The sequence below is a fragment of the Streptomyces sp. NPDC107500 genome (assembly GCF_055582785.1).
Genome location: NZ_JBVJPF010000004.1, coordinates 313,751 through 336,156, shown reverse-complemented (window position 1 = coordinate 336,156; position 22,406 = coordinate 313,751). Strand labels below are relative to the sequence as shown.

The window sequence follows — 22,406 nt, the reverse complement described above, 5'->3', positions numbered from 1 at the left end:
GGCGACCCGCGCGTCCGGGGCCCACCCCTGGCGCCGCGCGGGCCGCCGCGTCCTACCCTCCGGTCACGGGAACTGGGTGACCTTGGACGGCACGGTGCTCGTCCCCGACGTGGGCGCGCCGGTGTCGTTGATGACGTGCCGGTACTGGCCCATGCCACCGAGTGAGATCACTTGGAGGTTCCGCATCCTGACGCCCGGTTTGACCGGCACCTGGAACCCGTGGTGCTGGACGATGCCCGGATCGGACGTGTAGTTGCAGTAGCTGCCCAGGGCCACCGCCTCGTGCTCGTTCACCGAGTCGGCGACCTTGTAGGCCGCGTAGCCGACGATGCCGTCGTGGGTGATGGCGGCCTCGTTCGGGGCGTCGTACGCCTTCTCGTTCTGGAAGAAGATGGTCCGGCCGCGCTCGCCGCTCCAGTACACGTCGTACTTGTTGAAGTGCTCGACGAACAGACCGGTCGCGAGGACGTCGTCGCCGTTGACGCGCAGGCCGTAGTCGGCGCGGTTGGTCTCCCAGCCGACGCCCTCGCCGTGGTCGGCCCGCCAGATCCAGGTGTGGTCGATCAGGACGTCGTCGCTGTTGACCACGACGGAGTCGGTGGCCCGGCCCGGTCCCGCGCCGCCGATGCGGATGAACACGTCCTGCATGGTGGTGGGGTTGGCCGCGTGGTCGGCGCTCGCACCGGGCGCCCCGATGCGCAGCAGCGTGTCGGAGTTCTGCGGGCCCGCGTCGATCAGGAAGCCCGCGAGCCGCACGCCGTCCACGTCGGCCACGTGCATGGCGTCGACGCCGCCGTCCGGGATGATCGTGGCCAGGCCGAGACCCAGCACGACGGTGTTGGCGCGGTCGACCTCGATGGTCTTGTCGATGTGGTAAACCCCGGGCGTGAAGAGCAGGTTGAGGCCCTGGTCGAGCGCGGCGTTGATGGTCGTGGCCGTCGCGCCCGGCTTGACCACGTAGAACTGGCTGAGCGGCAGGGAGGTGCCGCCGGCGTTGGCGGGCCAGGACACCCCGCGGGCGTTGGTCCGCTTGGCGGGCACCCGCACCTTGTACTCGTTGCCGTCCAGGTAGAGGAACGGCTTCTCACGGGAGATCGGCGTCGTGTCCAGCGTGGTGTAGGGGCCGGTCTCGAAGTTGCCCGCGGGCGCGCCCTCGACTCCGGTGAAGGTCATGTTCCAGACGCCGTTGGTCCAGCCGCCCACCGAGCTGTCGCGGGTGTACCACTGCTGCTGCGAGTAGGGGCCCACCGTGCCGTCGACCTTCGAGTCGGCGATGTAGCCGCCGGAGGCCCAGCCGTAGCCGTTGGGGGCGAGGTTGAGGCCGCCCTGGACGTGGATGCGGCGGAAGGGTGCCGCCTGGGCCACCGCCCAGCGGTTGGTGCCGCTCACGGGCCGGATCGCGAGGTTCTCGGCCGAACGCCAGAAGTTCTGGGTGGCGTTGCCGTTGAACCAGCCGGCGTCCACGGTGATGTCGCCGTTGAGCTGGACGTCGTCCGGGTTGAGGCCCAGGCCGGAGACCGAGGTGTAGAAGCCGAGCTGGGCGTTGATGCCGTTGTAGGTGCCCGGCTTCAACAGGAACTGGTAGCGCCCGCTGCCGAACTGGGCCGACTCCTGCTGGGCGAAGACCTGGTCGAAGCGCTGCTGGAGGTTCGGGGTCGAGGGGTCGACCACGATGACGTTCGGGCCCAGGTCGCCGCCGCCCTCGATCGGGGGCGTGCCGGTCGTGCCGGTGTGCACGGCGAACTCCCAGAGCGAGTAGCCGTAGCCCGTGGCACGCGCGGTGCCGTACACGCGGACGTACCGGCCCGAGCCGCTGACGTCGTAGGAGGCCTTGCCCCCGGTGGCGCCGGTGACGCTCTTCAGCGTCTGCCAGCTCTGTCCGTCCGAGGAGGCCTCGATCCGGAACTCCTTGGCGTGGGCGGCCTCCCAGTGCAGGTCCACCTTGCACAGGTCGCGCACCGCGCCCAGGTCGACCCGCAGCCACTGCGGATCCGAGGCCTGGCTGGACCAGCGGGTGCCCGCGTCGCCGTCGAAGGCCGCGGCGGCGGGTGTCCCGGCGTTCTCGACGGAGGAGGCCGAGGCGGGCTTGCCGCGCGCGGCGTCGGCGCTGTCGCAGGAGCCGGGGGCGGTACCGCCGGAGGTGCCGAAGACCTGGAACTCCCAGAGGGAGTAACCCCAGTTCGTTGCCCGGTGGACGCCCTGCATGCGGACGTACCGTCCCTGGCCCGAGAGGTCCAGGGTGTCGGTGCCGCCGTCGCCGCCGGTCACCGTCTTCGCGTCGGTCCAGGCGCTCCCGTCCGGGGAGAGCTGGATCTTGTAGTCCTTGCCGTAGGCCGCCTCCCAGTCGAGGACGACCCGGGTGACGGAGGCGGTGGCGCCCAGGTCGACCTGGAGCCACTGGTCGTCGCTCGCGGCCGACGACCAACGGGTGTTCGTGTTCCCGTCGACGGCGTTGCCGGAGGGCGTTCCGGCGTTCTCGGCCGACGACGACGTGGCCGTGCGGCCCTGGGAGAGAGGCGTGTCGGCCGCGGTGGCCGTGACGGGCGCGGGAAGGGTGACGAGCGCCGCCGTGGCGACGAGCGCGACACCCAAGGATCTGAGTCTCATCTGTGGGCTTTCTGCGGGTGCGGACAAGGAGTGGCCCAGCGCCAACCGCAGTACGCGGCGGCTTAGTTCAAGGTGTGATTTAAGTAGTGAGGCCTCGATCGGGCAAGAGTCCGGGCAAGAGTTCGGGCAACTCTTCGGCCCGGGCGGCCTCGTTCGGGCCGGCCGTCAGGCCGTCGGCCGGGTGAAGACCCCGGCCCGTGCAGCCGCCGCGGCGGCCTCCGCGGCGCGGTCGGCCGCCGCCTCGTCGAGGGGATCGTCGGTGGTCAGCAGGCGGTAGTAGAGGGGGGCGGAGACGGCCCGGATCACCTCTCGGGTGTCGGTGGCCGCGGGCAGTTCGCCGCGCTCCACGGCCTGCCGGGCGCAGGGCTCCCACTCCGCGACGCGGACCTCGTAGAACCGGTGCAGGGCGGCCGCCGTCTGCGGGTCGCAGGTGGCGGCGGCCAGGACGGCCTTGAACAGGGCGCCCTGGCGCGGATCGGCCAGCGTGCGCCGCACCAGCCGGGCGTTCGCCCGCAGGTCGCCGAGGAGCGAGCCCGACTCGGTGCGGGGCAGCGACTGCTCGGCCATGTCCGCGAGCAGGTCGGCGACCAGGTGGGCCGGGGTGCCCCAGCGGCGGTAGACCGTCGTCCTGCCGACCTCCGCGCGGCGCGCCACGTCGGCCAGGTCGAGGCCGGCCAGTCCGTGCTCCGCCAGTGCGTCGCCGGCCGCCCGGAGTACGGCGGACCGCACCCGGGCGGTGCGGCCGCCGGGCCGAACGGTGCCGTGGCCTGCGCTCTCGGACGCCATAACGGGACTCCTGTTCCATTAATGCGGTGACTGGTGCTAGCGTGGGTCCCACATTAACGGAACGGAAGTCCCGTTAAAAGCCGCCGTCGTGCGCGACGGCCGGACGAGGGGATGCGGTTGTGGAATACAGGAGACTGGGCGCGTCCGGGCTCATGGTCCCGGCACTGGGCTTCGGCGCGGGCACCTTCGGCGGGCGCGGCGAGCTGTTCGGCGCCTGGGGCGACACGGACGCGGCCGAGGCGCGCCGGCTGGTCGACATCTGCCTGGAAGCGGGCGTGACCATGTTCGACACCGCCGACGTCTACTCCGCGGGCGCCTCGGAGGAGGTGCTCGGCGCCGCCGTCAAGGGACGCCGCGACCAGGTGCTGATCTCGACCAAGGCAGGTCTGCCGACGGGGGACGGCCCGGGCGACGCCGGTACCTCGCGGACGCGACTGATCAAGGCCGTCGATCAGGCCCTGCGCCGGCTCGGCACGGACTACATCGACCTCTTCCAACTGCACGCCTACGACGCGGGCACCCCGGTGCACGAGGTGCTGGCCACCCTGGACGACCTCGTACGCGCGGGCAAGCTCCGCTACACCGGCGTCTCGAACTTCAGCGGGTGGCAGCTGATGAAGTCGCTGGCCGACGCGGACACCCACGGGTACCAGCGCTACGCCGCGCACCAGGTCTACTACTCCCTCGTCGGACGGGACTACGAGTGGGAGCTGATGCCGCTCGCCGTCGACCAGGGGGTCGGAGCCGTCGTCTGGAGCCCTCTCGGGTGGGGGCGGCTCACCGGCCGGATCGGCCGCGGCCGGCCCCTGCCCCCCGGCAGCCGGCTGCACGCCACCGCCGACTACGGGCCGCCCGTCGCGGACGACCTCCTCTTCCGCGTCACGGACTGCCTCGACGCCATCGCGGAGGAGACCGGCCGGACCGTCCCGCAGATCGCCATCAACTGGCTGCTGCGGCGCCCGACCGTCTCCTCGGTCCTCATCGGCGCCCGCAACGAGGACCAGCTCAGGCAGAACCTCGGCGCCGTGGGCTGGTCCCTGACCGAGGACCAGGTGGCCCGGCTCGACGCCGCGAGCGCCAAGGCCGCCCCCTACCCGTACTTCCCCTACGAGCGCCAGGAGGGCTTCGCCCGGGTCAATCCGCACCCCCTGAGCCGGGCGGGCGGCCACGTGAGCGCCTCCCCTCTCGGCTGACCTGGGACTTCCGGCGGGCGGACCACGCCATTGTCAGTGTGGTGCCGCAGAATGCGGGTAACCGAGATCAACACCGGCCGGACCGGGTAGGCGGTCTCGAGTCACTGACCTGGAAGGGCCAATGCCGATGCCGCTTCACGCCGTCCGATCGCGGACCACCGCCTCCCGCGCGACCGCGCGCCACACCCCGCTCGGCCAGGGTGAGGCCGAGGTCCTGCGGATAGTCGCCGACGCGCGCACCCCCGTCTTCGTCACCGTGCGCGAGGGCGGGCGCCGCCGCTACAGCTACTGGCGTCCGCTGGACTCCGCCACCGGCAGAGGCGGCTGCTACGTCGCGCTGCCCACCGCCGAGTGCGACGCGCTGCACGCCGCCGGGCGGATCACCCTCGGCGATCCCGTCGCCGACCCGGCGCGGACGACGTACCGCGTGCGCGCCGCCCGCACACCGGCCGCACCCTTGCGCGCGGTGCCCCGGCGGGAGCGTGCCGCGTGAGCCGGGACGGGGCGGGGCGCCAGGACGGGGCGCGGCGCGACGAAGAGCCCACCGAGGCGAACCTCCTCGACGGCCTGCGGATCGACGAGCGCAGACCGGAGAAGCCGGTCCTCCTCAACGCCGACCGGACCCCCATCGACACCTGGCGGGAGAACCACCCCTACGACCGCAAGGTGCGCAGGACCGACTACGAGCGGGAGAAGCGGGTCCTCCAGATCGAGCTGCTCAAGATGCAGCGCTGGGTCAAGGAGTCCGGACAGCGGATCGTGGTGCTGTGCGAGGGCCGCGACGCGGCCGGCAAGGGCGGCACCATCCAGCGCTTCACCGAACGTCTCAACCCCCGCGGCGCACGCGTGGTCGCACTGGACAAACCGACCGAGAAGGAGGCAGGGCAGTGGTACTTCCAGCGCTACGTCGCCCACCTCCCCTCCGCCGGCGAGATCGTCTTCTTCGACCGCTCCTGGTACAACCGGGCCGGCGTCGAACGCGTGATGGAATTCTGCACGGAGGACGAGTACCGCGCGTTCCTCCAGCAGGCGCCGCTGTTCGAGCGCATGCTCACCGATGACGGCATCCTGCTGGTGAAGTTCTGGTTCTCCGTCTCCCAGGCCGAACAGCGGACCCGTTTCGCGATCCGGCGGGTCGACCCGGTACGCCGCTGGAAGCTGTCGCCGACGGACCTCGCCTCGCTGGACCGCTGGGACGACTACACCGCCGCGAAGGTCGACATGTTCCGGGCCACCGACACCGAACACGCGCCCTGGACGGTGGTCAAGAACAACGACAAGCGCCGCGGCCGGCTGGAGGCGATGCGCAGCCTGCTGGACCGCTGCGACTACCCCGCCAAGGACCACCGGGCCGTGGGCCGGCCCGACCCGCTGATCGTGGGCCCCGCCGACACCCTGCTGGAGGCCGACGAGGCACCGGCCGACCTCTCGCCGACACCCCTCGCCGGGCACGGCGAGGGCCCCGGGACCCATCCGGGCCCGACGCACTGAGGCGGGCCGTCCCGCCCCCCGGAGGCACGGTCTCCGAGGGGCCGGACGGCGCTCAGTGTTCCAGCGGAGCGCGCAGCGCCGGGTCCGAGGCCGCCCCCCACACCTCCGGCAGCTCCCGCTGCCGCACCTGCGCGCCCGCCCGCTCCCTGCCGTGCAGCAGCCCCCAGGTGAAGGCGGACTCGCCCGCCTGGTGCGCCGCCACGCCCAGCGCCCGCAGGGCTTCCTGGGCGACGACCGCGTCCTGGTGCTCGCCGAGCACCTTCTGCACCTTCTTGACCCGCTTGCCGAGCCGGGCGACGGGCTTGCCGAGCGCGGGACGCGCGACCTCGGCCGCGTAGCGGACCTTCTTGGCCTCCTTGCGGGCCTCGTGCAGCGCCGTCGCCCGGGCGGGGCCGGACTCCAGCGCGAAGGCGTGCTCCATCCGCCCGGCGAGGCGGCCGTACTCCTTCAGCACCGCCGCGGCCATCGTCCGGGCCGGCTTCCCCGACGCCCTGGCCCGCAGCGGCGGCTCCCGCAGCAGCCCCTCCAGCGCGTCGAGGAGCAGCAGGTAGCGGGGCGAATCCAGGGCCTCGCGCGTCCGGGTCAGGGCGTCGCCGCCGCGGGACACGTCCCACACCCGCAGCCGGGCGGCGACCGGGCCGAGCACCAGGTCGTCGGGCAGTTCGTCCAGCGCGGTGCCGATGCGTTCGCGCAGTACCTCCTGGTCCCGCGCCACTCCCAGCTCACCCGCCAGCCACTTGAGTTCCGCGCGCACCGGATCGGTGGTCCGCCGGTCGAGCACCGACCGGTACGAGCGCAGGCAGCTGCGCAGACGGCGGCACGTGACGCGCATCTGGTGCACGGCGTCGGGCAGGTCGCGCCGGACCGCCGGATCCAGGGCGACCAGCCTGCCGACCTGCTCGCGCAGGTACCCGAGCACATACCAGCCGGGGGAGGCGGCGACCACCTCGGCCGGGCGCGGCACCTCCCGCCCCGTTCCCGCTCCGGTGTCCCGCAGGGCGCGGGCGAGCTTGGAGGGGCTGTCGGACCGGACGACGCCCTTCTTGCGGAGCTTCTTCTCCACGCGGTCCAGCAGACCGGCGTCGGTCCCGTCCGCGAGTTCGACCTCCAGCTCGCTCCACCGCGCACGGCCGCCGCCCGGCAGCAGCGAGTCGGCGCGCACGTCGTCGAGGCTCAGCTCGGCGAGCACCCTGCCCTCCGCGTCGCGCAGGTGCCGCACGGCCCGGGTGGAGCGGATCCGGACGACCGGGCGCAGCTGGGCGCCCCGGGTGCGGGACAGGGCCAGCTCGCGCAGCGCCCCGGGTACCTCGTCGGACAGCGGGGCCCGCACCTCCTCCCGGGTGTCCCCGGTGAGCGGCAGCTTCAGATGCCAGCCGGCGTCCGCACCGCCCGTCCGGCGGCGCAGCGTGGCCGAGGTCGCGACGAGACGCAGATCCTCGGTGTCGTGGTAGACCGCGTCCAGCTTCTCGGACGCGGCCTCGGTGACCGAGGCGACCGGACCGACACCGGCGAGGTCGGGCAGCCCGCCGGCGCCGCGGGTGGCGGGCTCGTACTTTCGTTCTGTCTCGTGCTTCGACTGGGTCATGTTGTGTCCCTGGTCGGTATCCGGCGGATCAAACGCGCGCGGCGGGAGTGACACCGCGCCGGGCGGAGAGGGCATACCCGTCCCCTTGTAAGGAGTTCCCTCTCCGGCGGCCGCTAGCCGCCGCCGACCAGCCAGGGCTGCGGGTCGGTGTAGTAGCCGTCGAGGACGACCTCGAAGTGGAGGTGCGGGCCGGTGGACAGGCCGGTTGAGCCGACCCGTCCGATCGGTGTCCCGGCCTCCACCGTCTGCCCGACGGCGGTCTCCAGGGCCGACAGGTGGCTGTACGTCGTCTCCAGCCGCTTGCCCTGGATGGTCCCGTGGTCGACCACGACACGGTTGCCGTACGCGCGGGTCGGCGCCGCGAACACCACGCGCCCCGCGCGCGCGGCGACGACCTGCGCACCCTGGGGCGCGGCGAAGTCCACGCCGGTGTGCAGCTTGGTCACGCCGGTCAGCGGATGCTCGCGCGATCCGTAGGGCGAGGTGATGGTGAGCGGGCTGACCGGGGCGGTCAGCAGGGCGCCCGCCGCCCCGCCCGCACCGGCGGGGTCCTCCCGTTCGAGCGCCTCGTAGCGGGGGAGGAGCTTGTGGACCTCGGCGAGATAGGTCTCCGCCTCCGCCGGGACGCGTCCCGCGTTCGTCACGGCGTCCGTTCCGGTCGCGTACGCGGCCAGCGTCAGGTCCACGAGGTCGCCGTTGACCCGGCCCTCGGTGCGCAGCTCGGTCACCTTCTCGGCCAGGGAGCAGTCCCGCCGGCCCAGCGCCATGATGGCGTCCGCCGGCTCGTGCGGCGAGGCCTTGCCGTTGCCGTCGTCGTCCTTGCCCCAGGTCCGCCACTCGGAGTCGGTGAAGGCGGCGATGCCCTTCTGCCCCGACAGCTCGTCCGTGTCGTCGCTCCAGCCGGAGAGCTGGTCGATCTGGGCGGCGAGCACGGACGGGTCGAGGACCGTGCAGGCCGAGGCCGCCTTGCGCAGCCACGGGACGTAGGAGGGGTCGACATCGACTCCCGAGGACCGTTTCGAGTCCGGGTCGTCGGGCCAGGGGTTCGGCAGGCCGCCCGTCAGCGCGAGGAAGGAGGCCACACCGATGACGGTCACCAGAGCCGGCAACAGCAGCAGGGTGAGGAGCCCGGGGCCCCGGCGTTTCCGCTTCCGCTTCGGGGGCTGCTCCGCCTGCTCCGGCGGTGCCTCGTCCGTGTGGCCGGTCGCCTCCGCCACGGTCAGCCGCTCGTCGTTCACCTGGCCGCTCGCCGGGACGTGATGCTCACCGGAGGAAGGTAACGCGGCGGTGCCGGGGAGTCAGGAGACGCCGAGGCAGAAGGGGCTGCCCGAACGGGCAGAGCCGGCCAAGTGCGGCGACCGCGGGGGCGCCGGGTCTGGCCGGGCGCGGATTACTTCGATAGCTTGCTGGTGCGGCCCCGTGTCATCCCCCGTACGCGGGGCCGCGCCAAGCGTCCGCGTCACGAGCCGATCGTGACCACCTCGCCGGTGAGGCGAGCCCGTTCCGCGGCCCAGACGACCCGGTGGGTCGCCAGACTCGCGGCCGCGTCCGACGCCAGGGCGCTCGCGTCACCGGTGGCGACCGCGTCGAGGAACGCGTCGACCAGTGCCTCGTCCCCGCCGCCGTGCCCGTCGGCCGCCGAAGCCCCCGCCGTGACCTCGGGATCGACCACCGACTCGGCGCCCGTGCGGAAGTCGACCAGCCGGATGCTCGTCCCGTCCCCTTCGGCGAAGCCGTGCGTGCCGTGCAGCCGGGTGCGCCGGTGCCCCATCGGCGTGAAGGCGCTCATGGTGAACGAGCAGGTGGCGCCGTCGGCGAACTCCATGGCGACGACCTGGTGGTCCACGACGTCGTTGTCGCAGGCGTACACGCAACGCCCGTAGGGCCCGGTGCGCAGCGCCCGCTCCACGCCCTCCTCGGTGAAGGTGTCCGTCACCGCCGACAGCGGCCAGAACTCGCTGTCCGCGTCGCCCAGACAGCCGAGGTAGAGCCGCTTGGCCGAGTACGGGCAGTCCGCCTCGACCGAGCAGTCCAGGCAGCGTGCGGCCGCCCCGGCGGGCGCGGCGTCGGCGCGGAAATGGGTGAGCGAGCCGAAGGACGAGACCCGCCGCGGGGCGCTGCCGACGAGGTGGACCAGCCAGTCCACGTCGTGACACGCCTTGGTGAGCAGCATCGGCGCCGAGGTGTCGCTGCGGCGCCAGTTGCCGCGCACGAACGAGTGCGCCTGGTGCCACCAGCCGACCGGCTCCAGGTGCTCCACACTCGTCAGCCTGCCGATCCGGCCGCTGTCCAGCAGGGACTTGAGGGCCCGCGTGTAGGGCGTGTACCTCAGGACGTGACAGACCGCGAGCATGATTCCGGCCCGCTCCGCGGCCTCGGCGATGGCCGTCGCCTCCCGCTCCCCGGTCGCCATCGGCTTCTCCAGCAGCAGGTGGTAGCCGAGCCCCGCCAGCCGGACCGCGGGAGCCGTGTGCAGGCGGTCCTGGGTGGCGACCACCGCGGCGTCCGCCAGCCGTTCCCGCCCCGCCAGCTCCTCCCAGCCGGTGTACAGGCGGTGCGCCGGTACGCCGAACTCCCGTCCGGCCGCGGACCGGCGCACGGGGTCCGGTTCGGCCACCGCCACCACCTCGCCCGCGCCGGTGTCCTGGGCGTGGCGCGCGTACGTCAGCCCGCGCAGACCGGCACCGACCAGCGCCAGCGTCACTCGGGGCATCGTCTCGCCTCCTTCGTCGTGTCCGTCCCTCGTCGTGTTCGTCGCGCCGTCGCGCCGTCGCGTCGGCTCAGCGGCCGAGCACCGCCCGCAGCCCCGGCTGGAGCCGGTCACCGTGGGCACGGACCATGTCGTCGCACAGCTCCCAGATCTGCTCGACCCGCAGCGTCGCCGCCGTCGCCGGGTCGGTCATCGCGGCGTGCCTGATGTGGCGCGGGTCGTCCTCCGTCGCGGCCCGCACCACCAGGTCGGTGGTGCTCAGGTAGGTGCGGTTGAGGGCCGCCAGCTGCGGGGGCAGCGCGCCGATCCGGGTGGGCTGGATGCCCGAGGAGTCGACCAGGCACGGGACTTCGACGGCGCCGCGGGCGGGGAGGTTGTCGATCAGGCCGTGGTTCGGCACGTTGCCGTAGACCGTGCGGGGCGTGCCGGTCACGATGCTGTGGATGATCTGCGGGGCGTACTCCATGGTGCCCTCGACGGTGAGCGGGGCGCCGCAGGCCAGCGCGTCCCGGGTCCGCTCGTACTCGGCGACGTTCTCGTCCACGATGTCCAGGTAGGCGCCGACGGGCAGCCGCAGCCGGTCGACCTCGCTGTCGTGGTGCAGGTACCAGGGGACGTACTCGGAGGAGTGCTCGCTGGTCTCGGTCGGGTACGCGCCCAGGCGCCGGTACATGTCGACGCGGACCCGCCGGCGCAATTGCTCGTCCTCGGCGATCAGGGTGTCGAGCCGCGGGTACAGGTCGCTGCCGCCGTGCTCCAGACGGAGCACCCACGCCTGGTGGTTGACGCCCGCGGCCCGGTAGGTGACCTCCTCGTAGGGGACCTTGAGCAGGTCGCACAGGCTCTGGATGGTCCAGTAGACGGAGTGGCACAGCCCCACCACCCGCGTCAGTCCGGTCGCCTCGGCGAGGTACTGGACGTTCATCGCCATCGGGTTGGTGTAGTTGAGCAGCCAGGCGTCCGGGCACAGCTCGGCGATGTCCCGGCCCAGCTCCCTGAGCAGCGGGAAGGTGCGCAGGGCGCGGAAGATGCCGCCGACGCCGAGGGTGTCGCCGATGGTCTGGCGCAGCCCGTACCGGGCCGGTACCTCGAAGTCGGTGCGGGTCGCCTCCCGCATGCCGACCTGCACGATGTTGATGACGAAGTCGGCGCCGGCGAGGGCCTCGCGGCGGTCGGCGTGCGCGGTGACACGGGGGCGGGCGCCGCGTTCGGCGGCGATGTACTCGGCCGCGGCCCGCGCGGTGGACAGGCGCTCCGCGTCGATGTCGTGCAGCGCGATGTGCGCGGACTTCAGCTCGTCGAACGCGAAGAGGTCGGCGAGCAGGCCCTGGGTGAAGACGACGCTGCCGGCTCCGATGAAGGTGATCTGGGGGGCGGTCGGCTGGGCGGTGCTCATGCGGGGTTCTTTCCGTTGCGGGTGACCTGGGCGAACGCTTCGTCCCAGGTGGGCTGGGCGGTCGTGCCGCCGTGGGCGCGGGTGGACAGCGCGCCGCAGACGGCGGCGAGTTCGAGGGCGTCGGGCAGGGCGAGCCCGGCGAGGAGGGCGGCGACGAACCCGGCGTCGAAGCTGTCGCCGGCGCCCACCGTGTCGACGGGCCGCGCCGGGATGCCCGGCGTGGTGCACAGGGTGCGGCCGTCGTGGCACAGGGCGCCCTCTGCCCCGTTCTTGACGACGACCGTCGGTCCCCGCTTCGCGAGGGCGGCGGCGGACTCGCCGAGGTCGGTGGCGTCGAGTCCGGCGAGTTGCCGGGCCTCGGCCGCGTTGGGCAGCAGGTAGTCGGTGTGGGCGAGGACGGCGTCGAGACCGGGCGGGTCCCAGCGCCCCGAGGGGTCGTCGTTCGTGTCGAGGGAGGTCGTCGCGCCGTGGGAGCGCGCGGTGCGCAGCAGGCCTGGCAGACCGGCGGTGAGGCCGGGCAGCAGGAAGTACGAGGCGGCGTGCACGTGGCGGGCCGCGGCCAGCAGGTCGGCCGGGACGTCGGCGGCCGTCGTGGACCGCAGGGTGCCCGGCGCCGTCACGATGGCGCGGTCCCCCTCGGCCCTGGTCAGGACGACGGTGAGCGGCGTGGGCAGGCGCGGATCGGTGTGCAGGGCGGTGGTGTCGACGCCGTGCGAACGGAGACTGTCGCGCATGTAGCGGCCCGCGTCGTCGTCGCCGACGCGTCCGGCGAACGCCACCCGCAGACCGAGGCGGGCCGCGCCGCACGCCATGATCGCGGCGGAGCCGCCGAGGGTGAGGGCGCCGTCGGCCACGAGTTGTTCGCGCTGCCCGAAGGCGAGCGGGGCGTCGAGCGGCCCGAGGACGACGTCGGGATTGGCGTCGCCGACGACGAGCAGGTCGAGGGTGTGCGGCATGGGTCTTCCCTGGGATGACGGAGGTGACGGCGGTGCGGGAGGGCCGGGACGTGGCGGGACGTCAGCCCTTGAGACCGCTGGAGGTGATCGACTGGATGAAGGTCTTCTGCGCGCCGAGGAAGGCGAGCAGCACCGGCAGCACGGTGATGACGTTGCCGGCCATCACCGCGGCCCACTGGGTGTGGTGCTGTCCCTGGAAGGTGGTCAGGCCCAGCTGGAGCGTGTACTGCGTGTCGTGGTTGATCGCGATCAGCGGCCAGGTCAGGTCGTTCCACGTGGTGAGGAAGGTGAGCACGGCCACCGTGCTCAGCGCCGGCCGGGACAGCGGCAGCACGATGCGGAACAGCACCCGCAGCCGGGAGCAGCCGTCGATCCAGGCGGCCTCCTCCAGTTCCCTGGGCAGCGAGAGGAAGAACTGCCGCAGCAGGAAGACCGCGAACGGGGTGACCAGCGACGGCACGATCAGCGCGCCCAGGGTGTCGATGAGCCCGAACTTCTTCATCACCAGGAACGTCGGGATCATCGTCAGCTGGAACGGCACCGCCATGGTGGCGAGCATCAGCCCCAGCAGCACCCGGGACCCCGCGAACCGCATCCGGGCGAAGGCGTATCCGGCGAGCGAGCCGAAGACGAGGTTCGCGGTGACGGTGACCGCCGAGACGATCAGCGAGTTGGCGAACCAGCGGGGGAACATCGCGTTGCCCAGCACGTAGCGGTAGCCGCCGAGATCGATGCCGGACGGCCACAGGGCCGGCGGGAAGCGGTTGATCTCCGCGTTGCTCATCACCGAACTCAGCAGCAGCCAGACCAGCGGCACGGCGAAGGTGAGGGCGAGCGGCGCGAGCAGCAGGTGCCACGGACTGAACGGGAGCCGCCGCCGGCGCCGTCCGGTGGCGGCGGGCCTGGCCGCGAGGGCGTGGACGGTGTCGGGCCGGGTGGAGGTCGCCGTCATGATCGGGCCCCTTCGAGACGGTGGCGTCCCCGACGCCGGACGATGCGGACGGACCCGGCGACCAGGGCGAGGGCGACGGCCAGGACGTACGCGGCCGAGGCCCCGTATCCGGCGGTGGCGTTCTTGAACGCCTGCTCCCAGATGAAGTAGACGATCACCGTGGTCGAGCCGAGCGGGCCGCCCTTGGTGGTGACGTACACGAGGTCGAAGACCTGGAGGGACTGGATGGCCTGCCACACCACCAGGAAGACGGTGACCGGGGTCAGGGTGGGCAGCGTGACGTGGCGCAGCAGGTGCCGGCGGCCGGCGCCGTCGAGGCGGGCCGCCTCCACGAGGGACGGCGGCACGTCCTGCAGGGCGGCGAGGTAGACGACGACACAGAACCCGGTTCCGCTCCACAGAGTGATCGCCACCAGCACCAGCAGCGCCTGGGACGGATCGGAGAGGAAGCCCTGCGACGAGATGCCGAGGCGGTGCAGCACCGAGTTGGCCGCGCCGAACTCCGGGTCCAGGATGAAGGAGAACAGCACGCCCTGCGCGGTCGCCGACAGGACGAACGGCACGAAGATCAGGGTGCGGTAGAGGCCGACCAGGCGGATGCGCCGGTTCAGCACCAGGGCGAGGGCCAGTCCGAAGAACATGCTCAGCGGCACGTAGAGGACCGTGTAGAGCAGGGTGTTGCGGACCGCCTGACTGAAGTTGGGGTCCTGGGCGAGGGCGCGGTAGTTGTCGAGGCCGACCCAGCGGCTCGGCGTCACCAGGTCACTGGCCTGGAAGGACAGCAGCAGCGACCAGATCACGGGCACGATGCTCAGGCCCAGGACGATGAGGACCGCCGGTGAGACGAAGGCCCAGGCGGTGCCCGTCTCGCGCCGGCGCTTGCGGCGCAGGGCGCGTGGCTCCGGCGGCGGATCCGCGAGGGTGATGGGTTGGGGGAGGCGCGGCATGGCGGTGTGGCTCCTCAGCGCGGTATGAGCAGGGCGGCGTTGGCGTCGTCGGCGCAGGCGCGCAACGCCTTCTCGGGAGTGCCGCGCCCCAGGAGCACGGCGACGATCGCCTGCCCCAGCGCCTGCGAGACCTCCGGGTACGCCGGGTGGACGGGGCGCACGCGCGCCGTCTCCAGGGCCTGGGTGAACACGGCCAGGCCCTCGGTGCGGGCGACCTTGTCCTGCCAGGCGGGCAGGGACTCGGTGCGGCGGCTGAGCGGGAGGCTGCCGGCCTCGATGTCCCAGCGCACGTCCTGTTCGGGCCGCGAGAGCCAGTCCAGGAAGGTGCGGGCGGCACGGGACCGCGCCTCGCCGTTGTCGAACACGGTCCAGGTGTCGGGACCCGAGATGGTCACCGGGCGGCCGCTGAAGGTCGGCAGGGGAGCGACGTGGTAGTCGATCCCCGCGTGCTCGATGTCGGGCAGCTGCCACGGACCGGTGACCACCATGCCCATGCGGCCGGACAGGAACACCTGGTACATCTGCTCGCTGCCGGGCTTGGGGTCGACGTAGACGCTCTTGTCGCGGACCAGGCCGGCCACCACCTCCAGCGCGCGGGTGCCGGAGTCCGCGAAGCCGATGCCCTTGCCGCTGTCGTCGACGACGTCCCCGCCGAGGTCCCAGATCATCGGCCACAGGCGCCACACGGTGTCCTCGTCGCCCGTGCCGGGCCAGCCGGTGCCGAACCGGCCGCGGCCGCCGTCGGTCAGGCGGCGCGCACAGGTGACGAAGTCCTGCCAGCTCCAGCCGGCCTCCGGCAGCGGCAGGCCGGCCTCGCGGAACAGCTTCTTGTTGCAGACCACGGCGAGTGAGTCGAGCAGTGCCGGAGCGGCCCTGACCTGCCCGTTGATCGTCACGGCCGCCCGGGCCGCGGCCCAGTGGTTCTTCCACGGCACGGGGCCGGACTCGACCTCCTCGGTCAGATCGACGACCTGCGGGCTGCGGGCCACCCGCGCCAGGTCCGAGCCGAAGATGTAGGCGATGTCCGGGTAGGACCCGGCGGCGAGGGCGGCGGTCACCTTCTGGAGCATCACGTCCGACAGCACCCCGCCGCCCATCGACACCTTGATGCGCGGGTGGCTGCGCTCGAAGTCGGCCACCAGGCCCTGTAGCACCTTCTTCGCGGTGTCGGCCTGGCCGTGCCACATCTCGATCGTGACCGTGCCGTCGGGGCCGACGCCGTCATCCTTGCCGGCTCCGCAGCCGGTCAGCGCGGCGCCCGCGACCGCTGTGAGCGCCGCGCCCCCGGCCGACCGCAGCACCCTCCTGCGGGAGGGTCCCGCGGCGCGTCGGACCGCATCCATCTGTACCTCCAAGGACTGGCCGTCGGGTGAAGTCAGCAGGTCTCACGGACGTACGAGCTGCTGCCCTTCGGCGAGACGTCCAGGTCGCGCCGGACGATGCTGAGCGTGTCCGCGAACCCGGAGCAGGCCTTCGTCAGGCCCTTGGCGGTGTACTCGATGACGATGACGTGGTCGCCGAACTCGGCCGTGTAGTCGCCGCACTCGTCCCACTCGCCGCACTCCTCGGCGACGGCGAAGTCCAGACCGTTCGCCACGCGGTTCCCGGCGAGTTCGACGGTGTTCTTCTGTCCTACGGCCAGCCCGCCGGCGTGCGCGCGCTCCGCGAGCAGCTTGATGAACGCCTGGGCGTCGGCGGCGTCGAGGAGCTTCTCCGAGCGGGTGTAGCTGTCGTAGTTGTCCGGCTCGACCGCCTGGAAGCCCTTGTCCCCGCAGCTGTCGATCCAGGTGCCGATCTTCTCGGCGACGCGCTCGCGCTTGTCGGCGGTGCGCAGGTCGAGCAGGGCTTCCTTCCACTCGGTGTCGTAGACGATGTCGCCGCCCGCGTCGCGCAGCAGCAGGTCGTCGTCCCACTCGTCCTCGGCACCGCGCTGCGCCTGGAAGGCGTTGACATAGCAGATGTTGTAGAGGCCGGCCGCGGGGGAGGCCGTGTGGTCGCGGCTGACGACCTGCACGCCGGCCGGCGGGGTGTAGGCGCCGCCGATCTGGTAGTCGAAGTCCGCGTGCGCCGGGGGCGGGGCCGGTACGGCGGCCTCGGCCGGGGTGCTGCCCGGGACGAGGGCGGCGGCGGTGGCGAGGACGGCGGCGGCGCAAACGCCCGCCAGAACCGGCTTCTTCGCGGTGTGCACCTGCGTGCGGCTCATGGTTCGAGCTCCGGAGGGTGGTGGGCACGGCCCCGCCTCGGACGCGCATGGCAGTCCTGGCGACTCAGTCCGGGCTCCTGGCGTCGAGCCAGCTACCGGCTGGGCGTACCTCTGCCGCCGATCGCATGACATCGGCGTTGATCGGGAGTAAATCGACCGGATCCAGCCCCTGTCAAGGGTTCGAAACGAGAGAGCCGGTGCGCGAAGCTGATCGAAGAGCCTTGATTCAGCGCAGAAACAATCATGATGCGTCGGTCGGCGGAGCGCCGGGAACGATGGGAGGGAGCCAGGTCGGAGCCGTGATCACCGGGTGGCCGCGGGGCTGGTAGCGTCGCGTGGTCGCGGCGGGCGGCGCGAGAGAGGTGTCGGTGCGTGGGAGAACGGCAGGACCGTGAGTGGGTGGCGATGACACCGGGCGACTTCGACCGGGACGCCCCGCTGGTCCTCAACGTGGGCACCGGCCCCGCCGCCGTGCCGGCCGAGCCGGACGAGTACGGCACCGCCCCCCTGTTCGGGGAGGAGGCGCCCGCGCCGGGCACCCGGCCCCGCAACCGGCGGGGACGGCCCGCACCCGCCCAGGAGCGGCTGTTCTGACCGTCCCCGCCAGGAGTCAGGAGGCGGGCACCTCGTCCACGAAGTCCGTACCGGCGCCCCGGTACCCGGCGACCTTCGCGGCCACCTGGGCCGGGGTGAGCACCTGGTCCTTGACGTGCAGGACGTAGTCGACCTGCTGGTCGTAGGCGCGCGGGGTCGTCGACGTCTGGCCGTTCAGGTCGATCAGCCACTGATTGAAGTTGATCGACATCGGCCGCTCGGGCAGGTACTGCGCGTCATGGGTGCCGAATTGCTGCCCGTCCACGTAGTACGTGATGGCGCTGTCGTCGATCGTGACGACCAGGTCGTGCCAGCCCGCGTAGCTCCGGCGCTGCTCCGAGTGCTGGTTGACGGCCTGCCAGGGGTCGGGGTTGTAGGTCTCCCAGGAGGTCGTGTACAGGATGTTCGCCGGCTCGCCCCACCCGCCGTTGGGCAGGTACTCGAAGTCGTACTCGGCGTAGTCGTCGGCCATCGGCGCCTTGAGGTCGTTGATGGTGAAGAACGTCTGCACCAGGTGGTCCCCGTCGGGCCCCGACTTCGGCGCGTCGGAGAACTTCACGCGCGCGGCGTAGGTGCCGTTCCGGAACTTCGTGGCCCGGGTGAGGACCTCGGTGTGGGTGGTGGACGCGCCGGTGCCCGCCGTGGAGGTCTCCAGGTTCATCACCGAATTGCCCCCGGACGACACGAAGGTGACCTTCGACGGGTCCCAGGTGGCGCCGGGGACGCCCGGGCCGCCGGAGTTGGCGCGCACGCTCCAGCCGTGCGCGGAGATCGCGGGGTCGGTGTGCGAGCTGTAGTCGAAGTCGTCGAACAGCGCCTGCCCGCCGCCGGGCGGGTCCGTGGGATCGGTGGGGTCCGTCGGGTCGTTGCCCTCGGGGGCCGTGCCCCACACGGTGGCACCGGCGAGCTGAGCGGTGACCTTGTCCCAGTTCGCGTACGACGTCTGGGCGCCGTTGAAGGAGTAGTCGTCGCTCTGCCGGACCGTCTGCCAGTTGGTCCGGTGGAACCGCAGCTGGAGGTCGCCGGTGTCCGCGCCGGGTGCCAGCGTGCCGGCCGCCTGGGTGAAGCCGATCTCCAGGTAGCGGTCGGCGGTCGCCGTCGGCTTGCTCAGCGTGCCGAACGTGCCGGTGACGACCGAGCAGCCGCGCACCGCCCAGGAGCAGGCGAAGCGGTAGGAGTCACTCGGGGAGTCGGCCTTGAAGTAGTAGCGGACCTTCACCTGGCTGAGCTGGACGGGGGAGGAGCCGGTGTTGCGGACCTTCAGCCAGGGTTCCGTCTGGTCCGCGGTGGCCCCGCCCGCGCTGGTGCGGTACTGGACGCTGAGGCCGTCCGCCGCCGGGGCGGCCTGGGCGGGGAGGGCGGTCAGGGCACCGCCGCCGAGGAGTGCCGCCAGGGCGAGCGCGAGTCGGGCGCGCCCGGGGCCGGTTCGGCCGGTGGACCGGCTCGTGAGTCGGCCGGTGGGTCGGTTGCTCATCGGGAATCCTTTCGGCAGGGCTCCCGCGGGTGCGGGAGCGTGGGGGGTGTGAAGCTCGGGGCGTGGAGCGTCGGCACCGGGGCCGGCGGTTCGGCGTGCGGCACGTCCAGGGCGTCCAGGCGGGCCCGGTGCCCGGCCAGCCGGGACGTGAAGTCCCGCCAGCCGGACGTGCCGTCCCAGACCCGCTCGGCGAGCGCGCACAGCCGCGGGTAGGTGAGGTACTCGACGTGCGCCCCGGTGGGCACGAACTCGGTCCACAACTGGCCCTGGGCGCCCAGCACCCGGGACGCGTCCTCGGGCGCGGGCGGGGTGAGGTCCACGTCGTACACCGCGCGCAGGTCGACGATCCCGCCGGGCTGGCCGGGCGGTTCTCCGGGGCCGGGGCCGCGCGGGTAGTCGAAGTACGTCGCCCGGTGGTCGGCGTGCACGACCTCGTGCCCGCGCCGCGCCGCCGCGTGCGCGTGGCCGGGTTCGCGCCAGCTCATCACGGTGCAGTCCAGGGGGAGGGTGACGCCGTTCTCGGCCCACACGACCGGCCGGCGGCCCGCGCCCACCAGGTGCTCGGCCATGCGGGCGATGAACCAGGGGTGCAGCGCGCGGGGACCCGGCAGCCCTTCCCGGGCGGCCCGGGCGCGCGCCGCCGCACTGCGCTCCCACTCGACGGTGGGGCACTCGTCGCCACCGATGTGGACGTACGGCGCGGGGAAGACGTCCATGACCTCGTCCAGGACGGTCCGGAAGAAGTCCAGGACGTGGTCGTCGGTGCCCAGGACGTTCTCGCACACCCCCCAGTGCGTCCACACGCCCAGGCGTCGTCCGGGATCGGTGCCCAGTTCGGGGTGGGCGGCCAGCGCGGCACGGACATGCCCGGGCAGCCCGATCTCCGGGAGCACGCTCACGCCGCGCCCGGCCGCGTACGCCACCAGGTCCCGCAGCTCCGCCCGGGTGTACGACCCGCCGTGCGGGACGCCGTCGAAGCGGTCGCTGCCCGCGGGCCCCGCCATCGACTCCGCCCGCGCTCCGCCGACCTCGGTGAGCCGCGGATACGCGGCCACCGGCATCCGCCAGCCCTGGTCGTCGGTGAGGTGGAGATGGAACACGTTCAGCTTGTGCAGCGCCATCAGGTCGACGTAGCGGCGCAGGTAGGACACCGGCTGGAAGTGCCGGGCCACGTCGAGCATGGAGCCGCGCCAGGCGTACCGGGGCACGTCGGTGATCTCCACCGCGGGCAGCTCCCACGGCACCCCGCGCACCGGCCGCCCGGACAGCGCCTCGTACGGCAGGAGTTGCCGCACCGTCTGCACGCCGCGCAGGAGTCCGGCCGGACGGGCGGCGCGCAGGAGGACGCCCTGCGGGCTGACGGTCAGGCCGTAACCCTCGTCGCCGAGGCCGGTCAGGGCGGGGTCGAGGGCGAGGACGAAGGCGCCGTCGGCGGCGGTTGGCAGGGGCAGCCCCGTGGCGGGGGCGAGGAGGCTGCGCAGCAGGGCGGCGGCCGGTCCGGCGCCCGGGGTGACCCGCAGCCGGGTCGTGTCGTCGAGGCGGAAGCGGCCGGCCCGGGTGGAGAGGCGCCGGGGGCGGGGTACGAGGGCCAGTTCGGGGCGTGGCAGGTCCACGGGACGGCTCCGGTGGTCGGCGGTGCGCGGCGGATGGGGGAGGGCGGGGAGGGCCGTGCGGTCAGCCCTTGACGCCTCCCGAGGCGAGCCCGGCCGTCACATGGCGTTGCAGGGCGAGGAAGACGACCAGCGCGGGGAGGGCGAAGAGCGTGGAGGCCGCCATGGTGGCTCCCCAGTCGGTGCCGAACGTCGACTGGAACGAGGAGAGCCAGACCGGCAGCGTCCGGCTGTCCTGCTGCTTGATGATGAGGAAGTTGGCGTAGGTGAACTCGTTCCAGGCGGTGATGAAGCCGAACAGCGAGGTGGCCATCAGACCGGGCGCCAGCAGTGGGAACGCGACCTTGCGGAAGGCGGCGCCCCGGGTGCACCCGTCGACCTGCGCGGCCTCCTCCAGTTCGGGCGGGATGCCCGCGATGAAGCCGCGCAGCACCACCACAGTGAACGGCAGTGTGATCATGAAGTAGACGAGCGTCAGCGTCGGCAGGCGGTCGAGCATGCCGGTGTCGCGGGAGATGATGTAGATCGGGATGATCAGCGACTCCCAGGGCGCCATCTGCGCGATGAACACCGCCAGCATGAACTGCCGGCGCCCGCGCCAGCGCATCCGGGCCACGGCGTAGGCGGCGCCGAGGGCGACCAGCAGGGCGAGGAGCACGGCACTGAGGGTGACCAGGATGCTGTTGCGCCAGAACAGCGCGAACCCGTCGGCGCCGACGGCCCGCCGGAAGTGGTCGAGCGTCCACGCGCCGGGGATCAGCCGGGGGTCGTACGACTGGATGTCCGTGGACGGTTTGAGGGCCGTCGTGACCATCCAGTACACGGGGAACAGGCAGACCACGACGGTGAGCAGGGCCGCCGCGTGGAGCGGGAGGCGGCGCAGCGCGCGGCGCGGCGAGGGGTGCGGGGTGCTCACAGCTGCTCGCCCTCCTGACGGAAGAGTTGGCGGAAGTACAGGACGAGGACGCCGCTCATCAGCAGCACGGTGAGCATCGAGGCGGCCGACCCCAGGTCGTAGCGCTGCCCGGCCAGCGCGGTCTGCACGGCGTACACCGGCAGGATGGTGGTGGCCTCGCCGGGGCCGCCCCGGGTCATCACCCAGATCTGCACGAACGCCTTGAACGTCCAGATGACCTCCAGCGACAGGACGAGCATGAAGACCGGCCGGATCAGCGGGAAGGTGACGGAGCGGAAGACGCGCGTGCCGCCCGCGCCGTCCATGCGCGCCGACTCGTACAGCTCGGCGGGCACGGTGACCAGCGCCGAGTAGAGCGTGATGGCCGCGAACGGCACGGACTGCCAGACGATCAGCACCACCACGATGGCGAACGCGGTGCCGCCGTGCGCGAACCAGGTGTATCCCTCGTACGAGTCGAGGCCGAGGCCGGTCAGGGTCTCGTTGACGATGCCGAACTCGGAGTGGAAGAGCCACTGGAAGACGGTGGTGGCCGCGACCACCGGGACCGCCCAGACCAGGACCAGGGAGCTGAGGACCACGGTCCTGGCCACCCTGCCCAGCCGCTCGGTCATCAGCGCGACCAGGGTCGACAGGACCATGATCGCGACCACGCAGACCGCCATGAAGACGAAGGTGCGGCGCACCACCTCCCAGAACTCCGGGTCGCCGAGCAGCGTCCGGTAGTTGCGCAGCCCCACGAACTCGGCGTCGCCCAGGATGAGTTGGCGCAGCCGGAAGTCCTGCACGGAGATGAGCACCGCGCGGGCCAGCGGATAGAGCAGCAGGTAGAGCATGCCCAGCACGGCGGGCGCGATCAGCAGGTACGGCCACAGCGAGCCCCGGCCCGCCCCGCCGCCTCCCCGCGCGGGCCCGGACGGGGCGGGCGGACGGCGGCGGGCTGCCTCGCGCGGCACGCTCCGCTCACGGACGGTCGACACGGCGCC

19 protein-coding genes are annotated in these 22,406 nt (G+C 72.6%); 4 read left to right on the top strand and 15 right to left on the bottom strand.

Features of this window, described 5'->3' with window-relative positions:
* Nucleotides 1-63 precede the first annotated feature (63 nt).
* Nucleotides 64-2,607, bottom strand: a complete 2,544-nt coding sequence (locus ACZ67M_RS17975; RefSeq protein ID WP_469851669.1) for a discoidin domain-containing protein — start codon at nt 2,605-2,607, stop codon at nt 64-66.
* A gap of 165 nt (nt 2,608-2,772) precedes the next feature.
* Complete coding sequence (locus tag ACZ67M_RS17970) at nt 2,773-3,393, bottom strand: TetR/AcrR family transcriptional regulator (protein ID WP_361363396.1); 621 nt, start codon at nt 3,391-3,393, stop codon at nt 2,773-2,775.
* A gap of 119 nt (nt 3,394-3,512) precedes the next feature.
* Between ACZ67M_RS17970 and ACZ67M_RS17965 the strand changes: the two genes are divergently transcribed.
* The 3 genes from ACZ67M_RS17965 to ppk2 all read left to right on the top strand — a co-directional run bounded on the left by ACZ67M_RS17965 (nt 3,513) and on the right by ppk2 (nt 6,077).
* Complete coding sequence (locus ACZ67M_RS17965) at nt 3,513-4,586, top strand: aldo/keto reductase (protein ID WP_469851667.1); 1,074 nt, start codon at nt 3,513-3,515, stop codon at nt 4,584-4,586.
* 121 nt (nt 4,587-4,707) lie between these two features.
* Complete coding sequence (locus ACZ67M_RS17960; RefSeq protein ID WP_385795989.1) at nt 4,708-5,079, top strand: hypothetical protein; 372 nt, start codon at nt 4,708-4,710, stop codon at nt 5,077-5,079.
* Complete coding sequence (gene ppk2 / locus ACZ67M_RS17955; protein WP_361363404.1) at nt 5,076-6,077, top strand: polyphosphate kinase 2; 1,002 nt, start codon at nt 5,076-5,078, stop codon at nt 6,075-6,077. Before ACZ67M_RS17960 ends, ppk2 begins: the two co-directional genes overlap by 4 nt.
* Before the next feature lie 52 nt (nt 6,078-6,129).
* Here ppk2 and ACZ67M_RS17950 read toward each other — a convergent pair whose 3' ends face one another.
* The 9 genes from ACZ67M_RS17950 to ACZ67M_RS17910 form a co-directional block, all read right to left on the bottom strand.
* On the bottom strand, nt 6,130-7,662 hold the full coding sequence (locus ACZ67M_RS17950; protein WP_469851665.1) for a CYTH and CHAD domain-containing protein: 1,533 nt from the start codon (nt 7,660-7,662) through the stop codon (nt 6,130-6,132).
* A 113-nt stretch (nt 7,663-7,775) separates the two neighbouring features.
* Nucleotides 7,776-8,900 carry a M23 family metallopeptidase gene (locus ACZ67M_RS17945; RefSeq protein WP_469851664.1) on the bottom strand — a complete coding sequence of 375 codons (1,125 nt, stop codon included), beginning with the start codon at nt 8,898-8,900 and terminating at the stop codon, nt 7,776-7,778.
* Nucleotides 8,901-9,121: 221 nt separating this feature from the next.
* Complete coding sequence (locus ACZ67M_RS17940) at nt 9,122-10,375, bottom strand: Gfo/Idh/MocA family protein (protein WP_361363411.1); 1,254 nt, start codon at nt 10,373-10,375, stop codon at nt 9,122-9,124.
* A 67-nt stretch (nt 10,376-10,442) separates the two neighbouring features.
* Nucleotides 10,443-11,768, bottom strand: a complete 1,326-nt coding sequence (gene melA / locus ACZ67M_RS17935) for an alpha-galactosidase (protein ID WP_469851661.1) — start codon at nt 11,766-11,768, stop codon at nt 10,443-10,445.
* Entirely contained in the window at nt 11,765-12,724 is a 960-nt protein-coding gene (locus ACZ67M_RS17930) for a carbohydrate kinase family protein (protein WP_469851659.1), read from the bottom strand. Before ACZ67M_RS17930 ends, melA begins: the two co-directional genes overlap by 4 nt.
* Nucleotides 12,725-12,785: 61 nt before the next feature.
* Nucleotides 12,786-13,676 (bottom strand): carbohydrate ABC transporter permease, encoded by an 891-nt coding sequence (locus tag ACZ67M_RS17925; RefSeq protein WP_361363419.1) that lies wholly within the window; start codon nt 13,674-13,676, stop codon nt 12,786-12,788.
* Complete coding sequence (locus ACZ67M_RS17920; protein WP_392101523.1) at nt 13,673-14,623, bottom strand: carbohydrate ABC transporter permease; 951 nt, start codon at nt 14,621-14,623, stop codon at nt 13,673-13,675. Before ACZ67M_RS17920 ends, ACZ67M_RS17925 begins: the two co-directional genes overlap by 4 nt.
* A gap of 14 nt (nt 14,624-14,637) precedes the next feature.
* The gene (locus tag ACZ67M_RS17915) at nt 14,638-15,966 is read right to left on the bottom strand and encodes an ABC transporter substrate-binding protein (protein ID WP_469851657.1); all 1,329 of its coding nucleotides are present in this window, start codon (nt 15,964-15,966) and stop codon (nt 14,638-14,640) included.
* A gap of 32 nt (nt 15,967-15,998) precedes the next feature.
* Nucleotides 15,999-16,826 carry an endo alpha-1,4 polygalactosaminidase gene (locus ACZ67M_RS17910; RefSeq protein ID WP_392013148.1) on the bottom strand — a complete coding sequence of 276 codons (828 nt, stop codon included), beginning with the start codon at nt 16,824-16,826 and terminating at the stop codon, nt 15,999-16,001.
* 372 nt (nt 16,827-17,198) lie between these two features.
* Between ACZ67M_RS17910 and ACZ67M_RS17905 the strand changes: the two genes are divergently transcribed.
* Nucleotides 17,199-17,420 carry a hypothetical protein gene (locus ACZ67M_RS17905; protein WP_383838304.1) on the top strand — a complete coding sequence of 74 codons (222 nt, stop codon included), beginning with the start codon at nt 17,199-17,201 and terminating at the stop codon, nt 17,418-17,420.
* Nucleotides 17,421-17,436: 16 nt separating this feature from the next.
* On the opposite strand, the gene ACZ67M_RS17900 is transcribed toward ACZ67M_RS17905, so the two are convergent.
* The 4 genes from ACZ67M_RS17900 to ACZ67M_RS17885 form a co-directional block, all read right to left on the bottom strand.
* Complete coding sequence (locus ACZ67M_RS17900; RefSeq protein WP_469851655.1) at nt 17,437-18,894, bottom strand: cellulose binding domain-containing protein; 1,458 nt, start codon at nt 18,892-18,894, stop codon at nt 17,437-17,439.
* Entirely contained in the window at nt 18,891-20,507 is a 1,617-nt protein-coding gene (locus ACZ67M_RS17895; protein WP_469851653.1) for a beta-N-acetylhexosaminidase, read from the bottom strand. The genes ACZ67M_RS17900 and ACZ67M_RS17895 overlap by 4 nt, the downstream gene beginning before the upstream one ends.
* Before the next feature lie 61 nt (nt 20,508-20,568).
* The gene (locus ACZ67M_RS17890) at nt 20,569-21,420 is read right to left on the bottom strand and encodes a carbohydrate ABC transporter permease (protein WP_361363437.1); all 852 of its coding nucleotides are present in this window, start codon (nt 21,418-21,420) and stop codon (nt 20,569-20,571) included.
* A complete protein-coding gene (locus ACZ67M_RS17885; RefSeq protein ID WP_469851651.1) occupies nt 21,417-22,400 on the bottom strand; it encodes a carbohydrate ABC transporter permease in 984 nt (327 codons plus the stop codon). Before ACZ67M_RS17885 ends, ACZ67M_RS17890 begins: the two co-directional genes overlap by 4 nt.
* Nucleotides 22,401-22,406 lie beyond the last annotated feature (6 nt).

Bases quoted from the DNA above. Each gene is read 5' to 3' on its own strand.
- ACZ67M_RS17975 (WP_469851669.1), bottom strand. From the start codon at position 2,607: ATGAGACTCAGATCCTTGGGTGTCGCGCTCGTCGCCACGGCGGCGCTC.
- ACZ67M_RS17970 (WP_361363396.1), bottom strand. From the start codon at position 3,393: ATGGCGTCCGAGAGCGCAGGCCACGGCACCGTTCGGCCCGGCGGCCGC.
- ACZ67M_RS17925 (WP_361363419.1), bottom strand. From the start codon at position 13,676: ATGACGGCGACCTCCACCCGGCCCGACACCGTCCACGCCCTCGCGGCC.
- ACZ67M_RS17920 (WP_392101523.1), bottom strand. From the start codon at position 14,623: ATGCCGCGCCTCCCCCAACCCATCACCCTCGCGGATCCGCCGCCGGAG.
- ACZ67M_RS17930 (WP_469851659.1), bottom strand. From the start codon at position 12,724: ATGCCGCACACCCTCGACCTGCTCGTCGTCGGCGACGCCAATCCCGAC.
- ACZ67M_RS17960 (WP_385795989.1), top strand. From the start codon at position 4,708: ATGCCGATGCCGCTTCACGCCGTCCGATCGCGGACCACCGCCTCCCGC.
- ACZ67M_RS17940 (WP_361363411.1), bottom strand. From the start codon at position 10,375: ATGCCCCGAGTGACGCTGGCGCTGGTCGGTGCCGGTCTGCGCGGGCTG.
- ACZ67M_RS17950 (WP_469851665.1), bottom strand. From the start codon at position 7,662: ATGACCCAGTCGAAGCACGAGACAGAACGAAAGTACGAGCCCGCCACC.
- ACZ67M_RS17900 (WP_469851655.1), bottom strand. From the start codon at position 18,894: ATGAGCAACCGACCCACCGGCCGACTCACGAGCCGGTCCACCGGCCGA.
- ACZ67M_RS17910 (WP_392013148.1), bottom strand. From the start codon at position 16,826: ATGAGCCGCACGCAGGTGCACACCGCGAAGAAGCCGGTTCTGGCGGGC.
- ACZ67M_RS17915 (WP_469851657.1), bottom strand. From the start codon at position 15,966: ATGGATGCGGTCCGACGCGCCGCGGGACCCTCCCGCAGGAGGGTGCTG.
- melA (WP_469851661.1), bottom strand. From the start codon at position 11,768: ATGAGCACCGCCCAGCCGACCGCCCCCCAGATCACCTTCATCGGAGCC.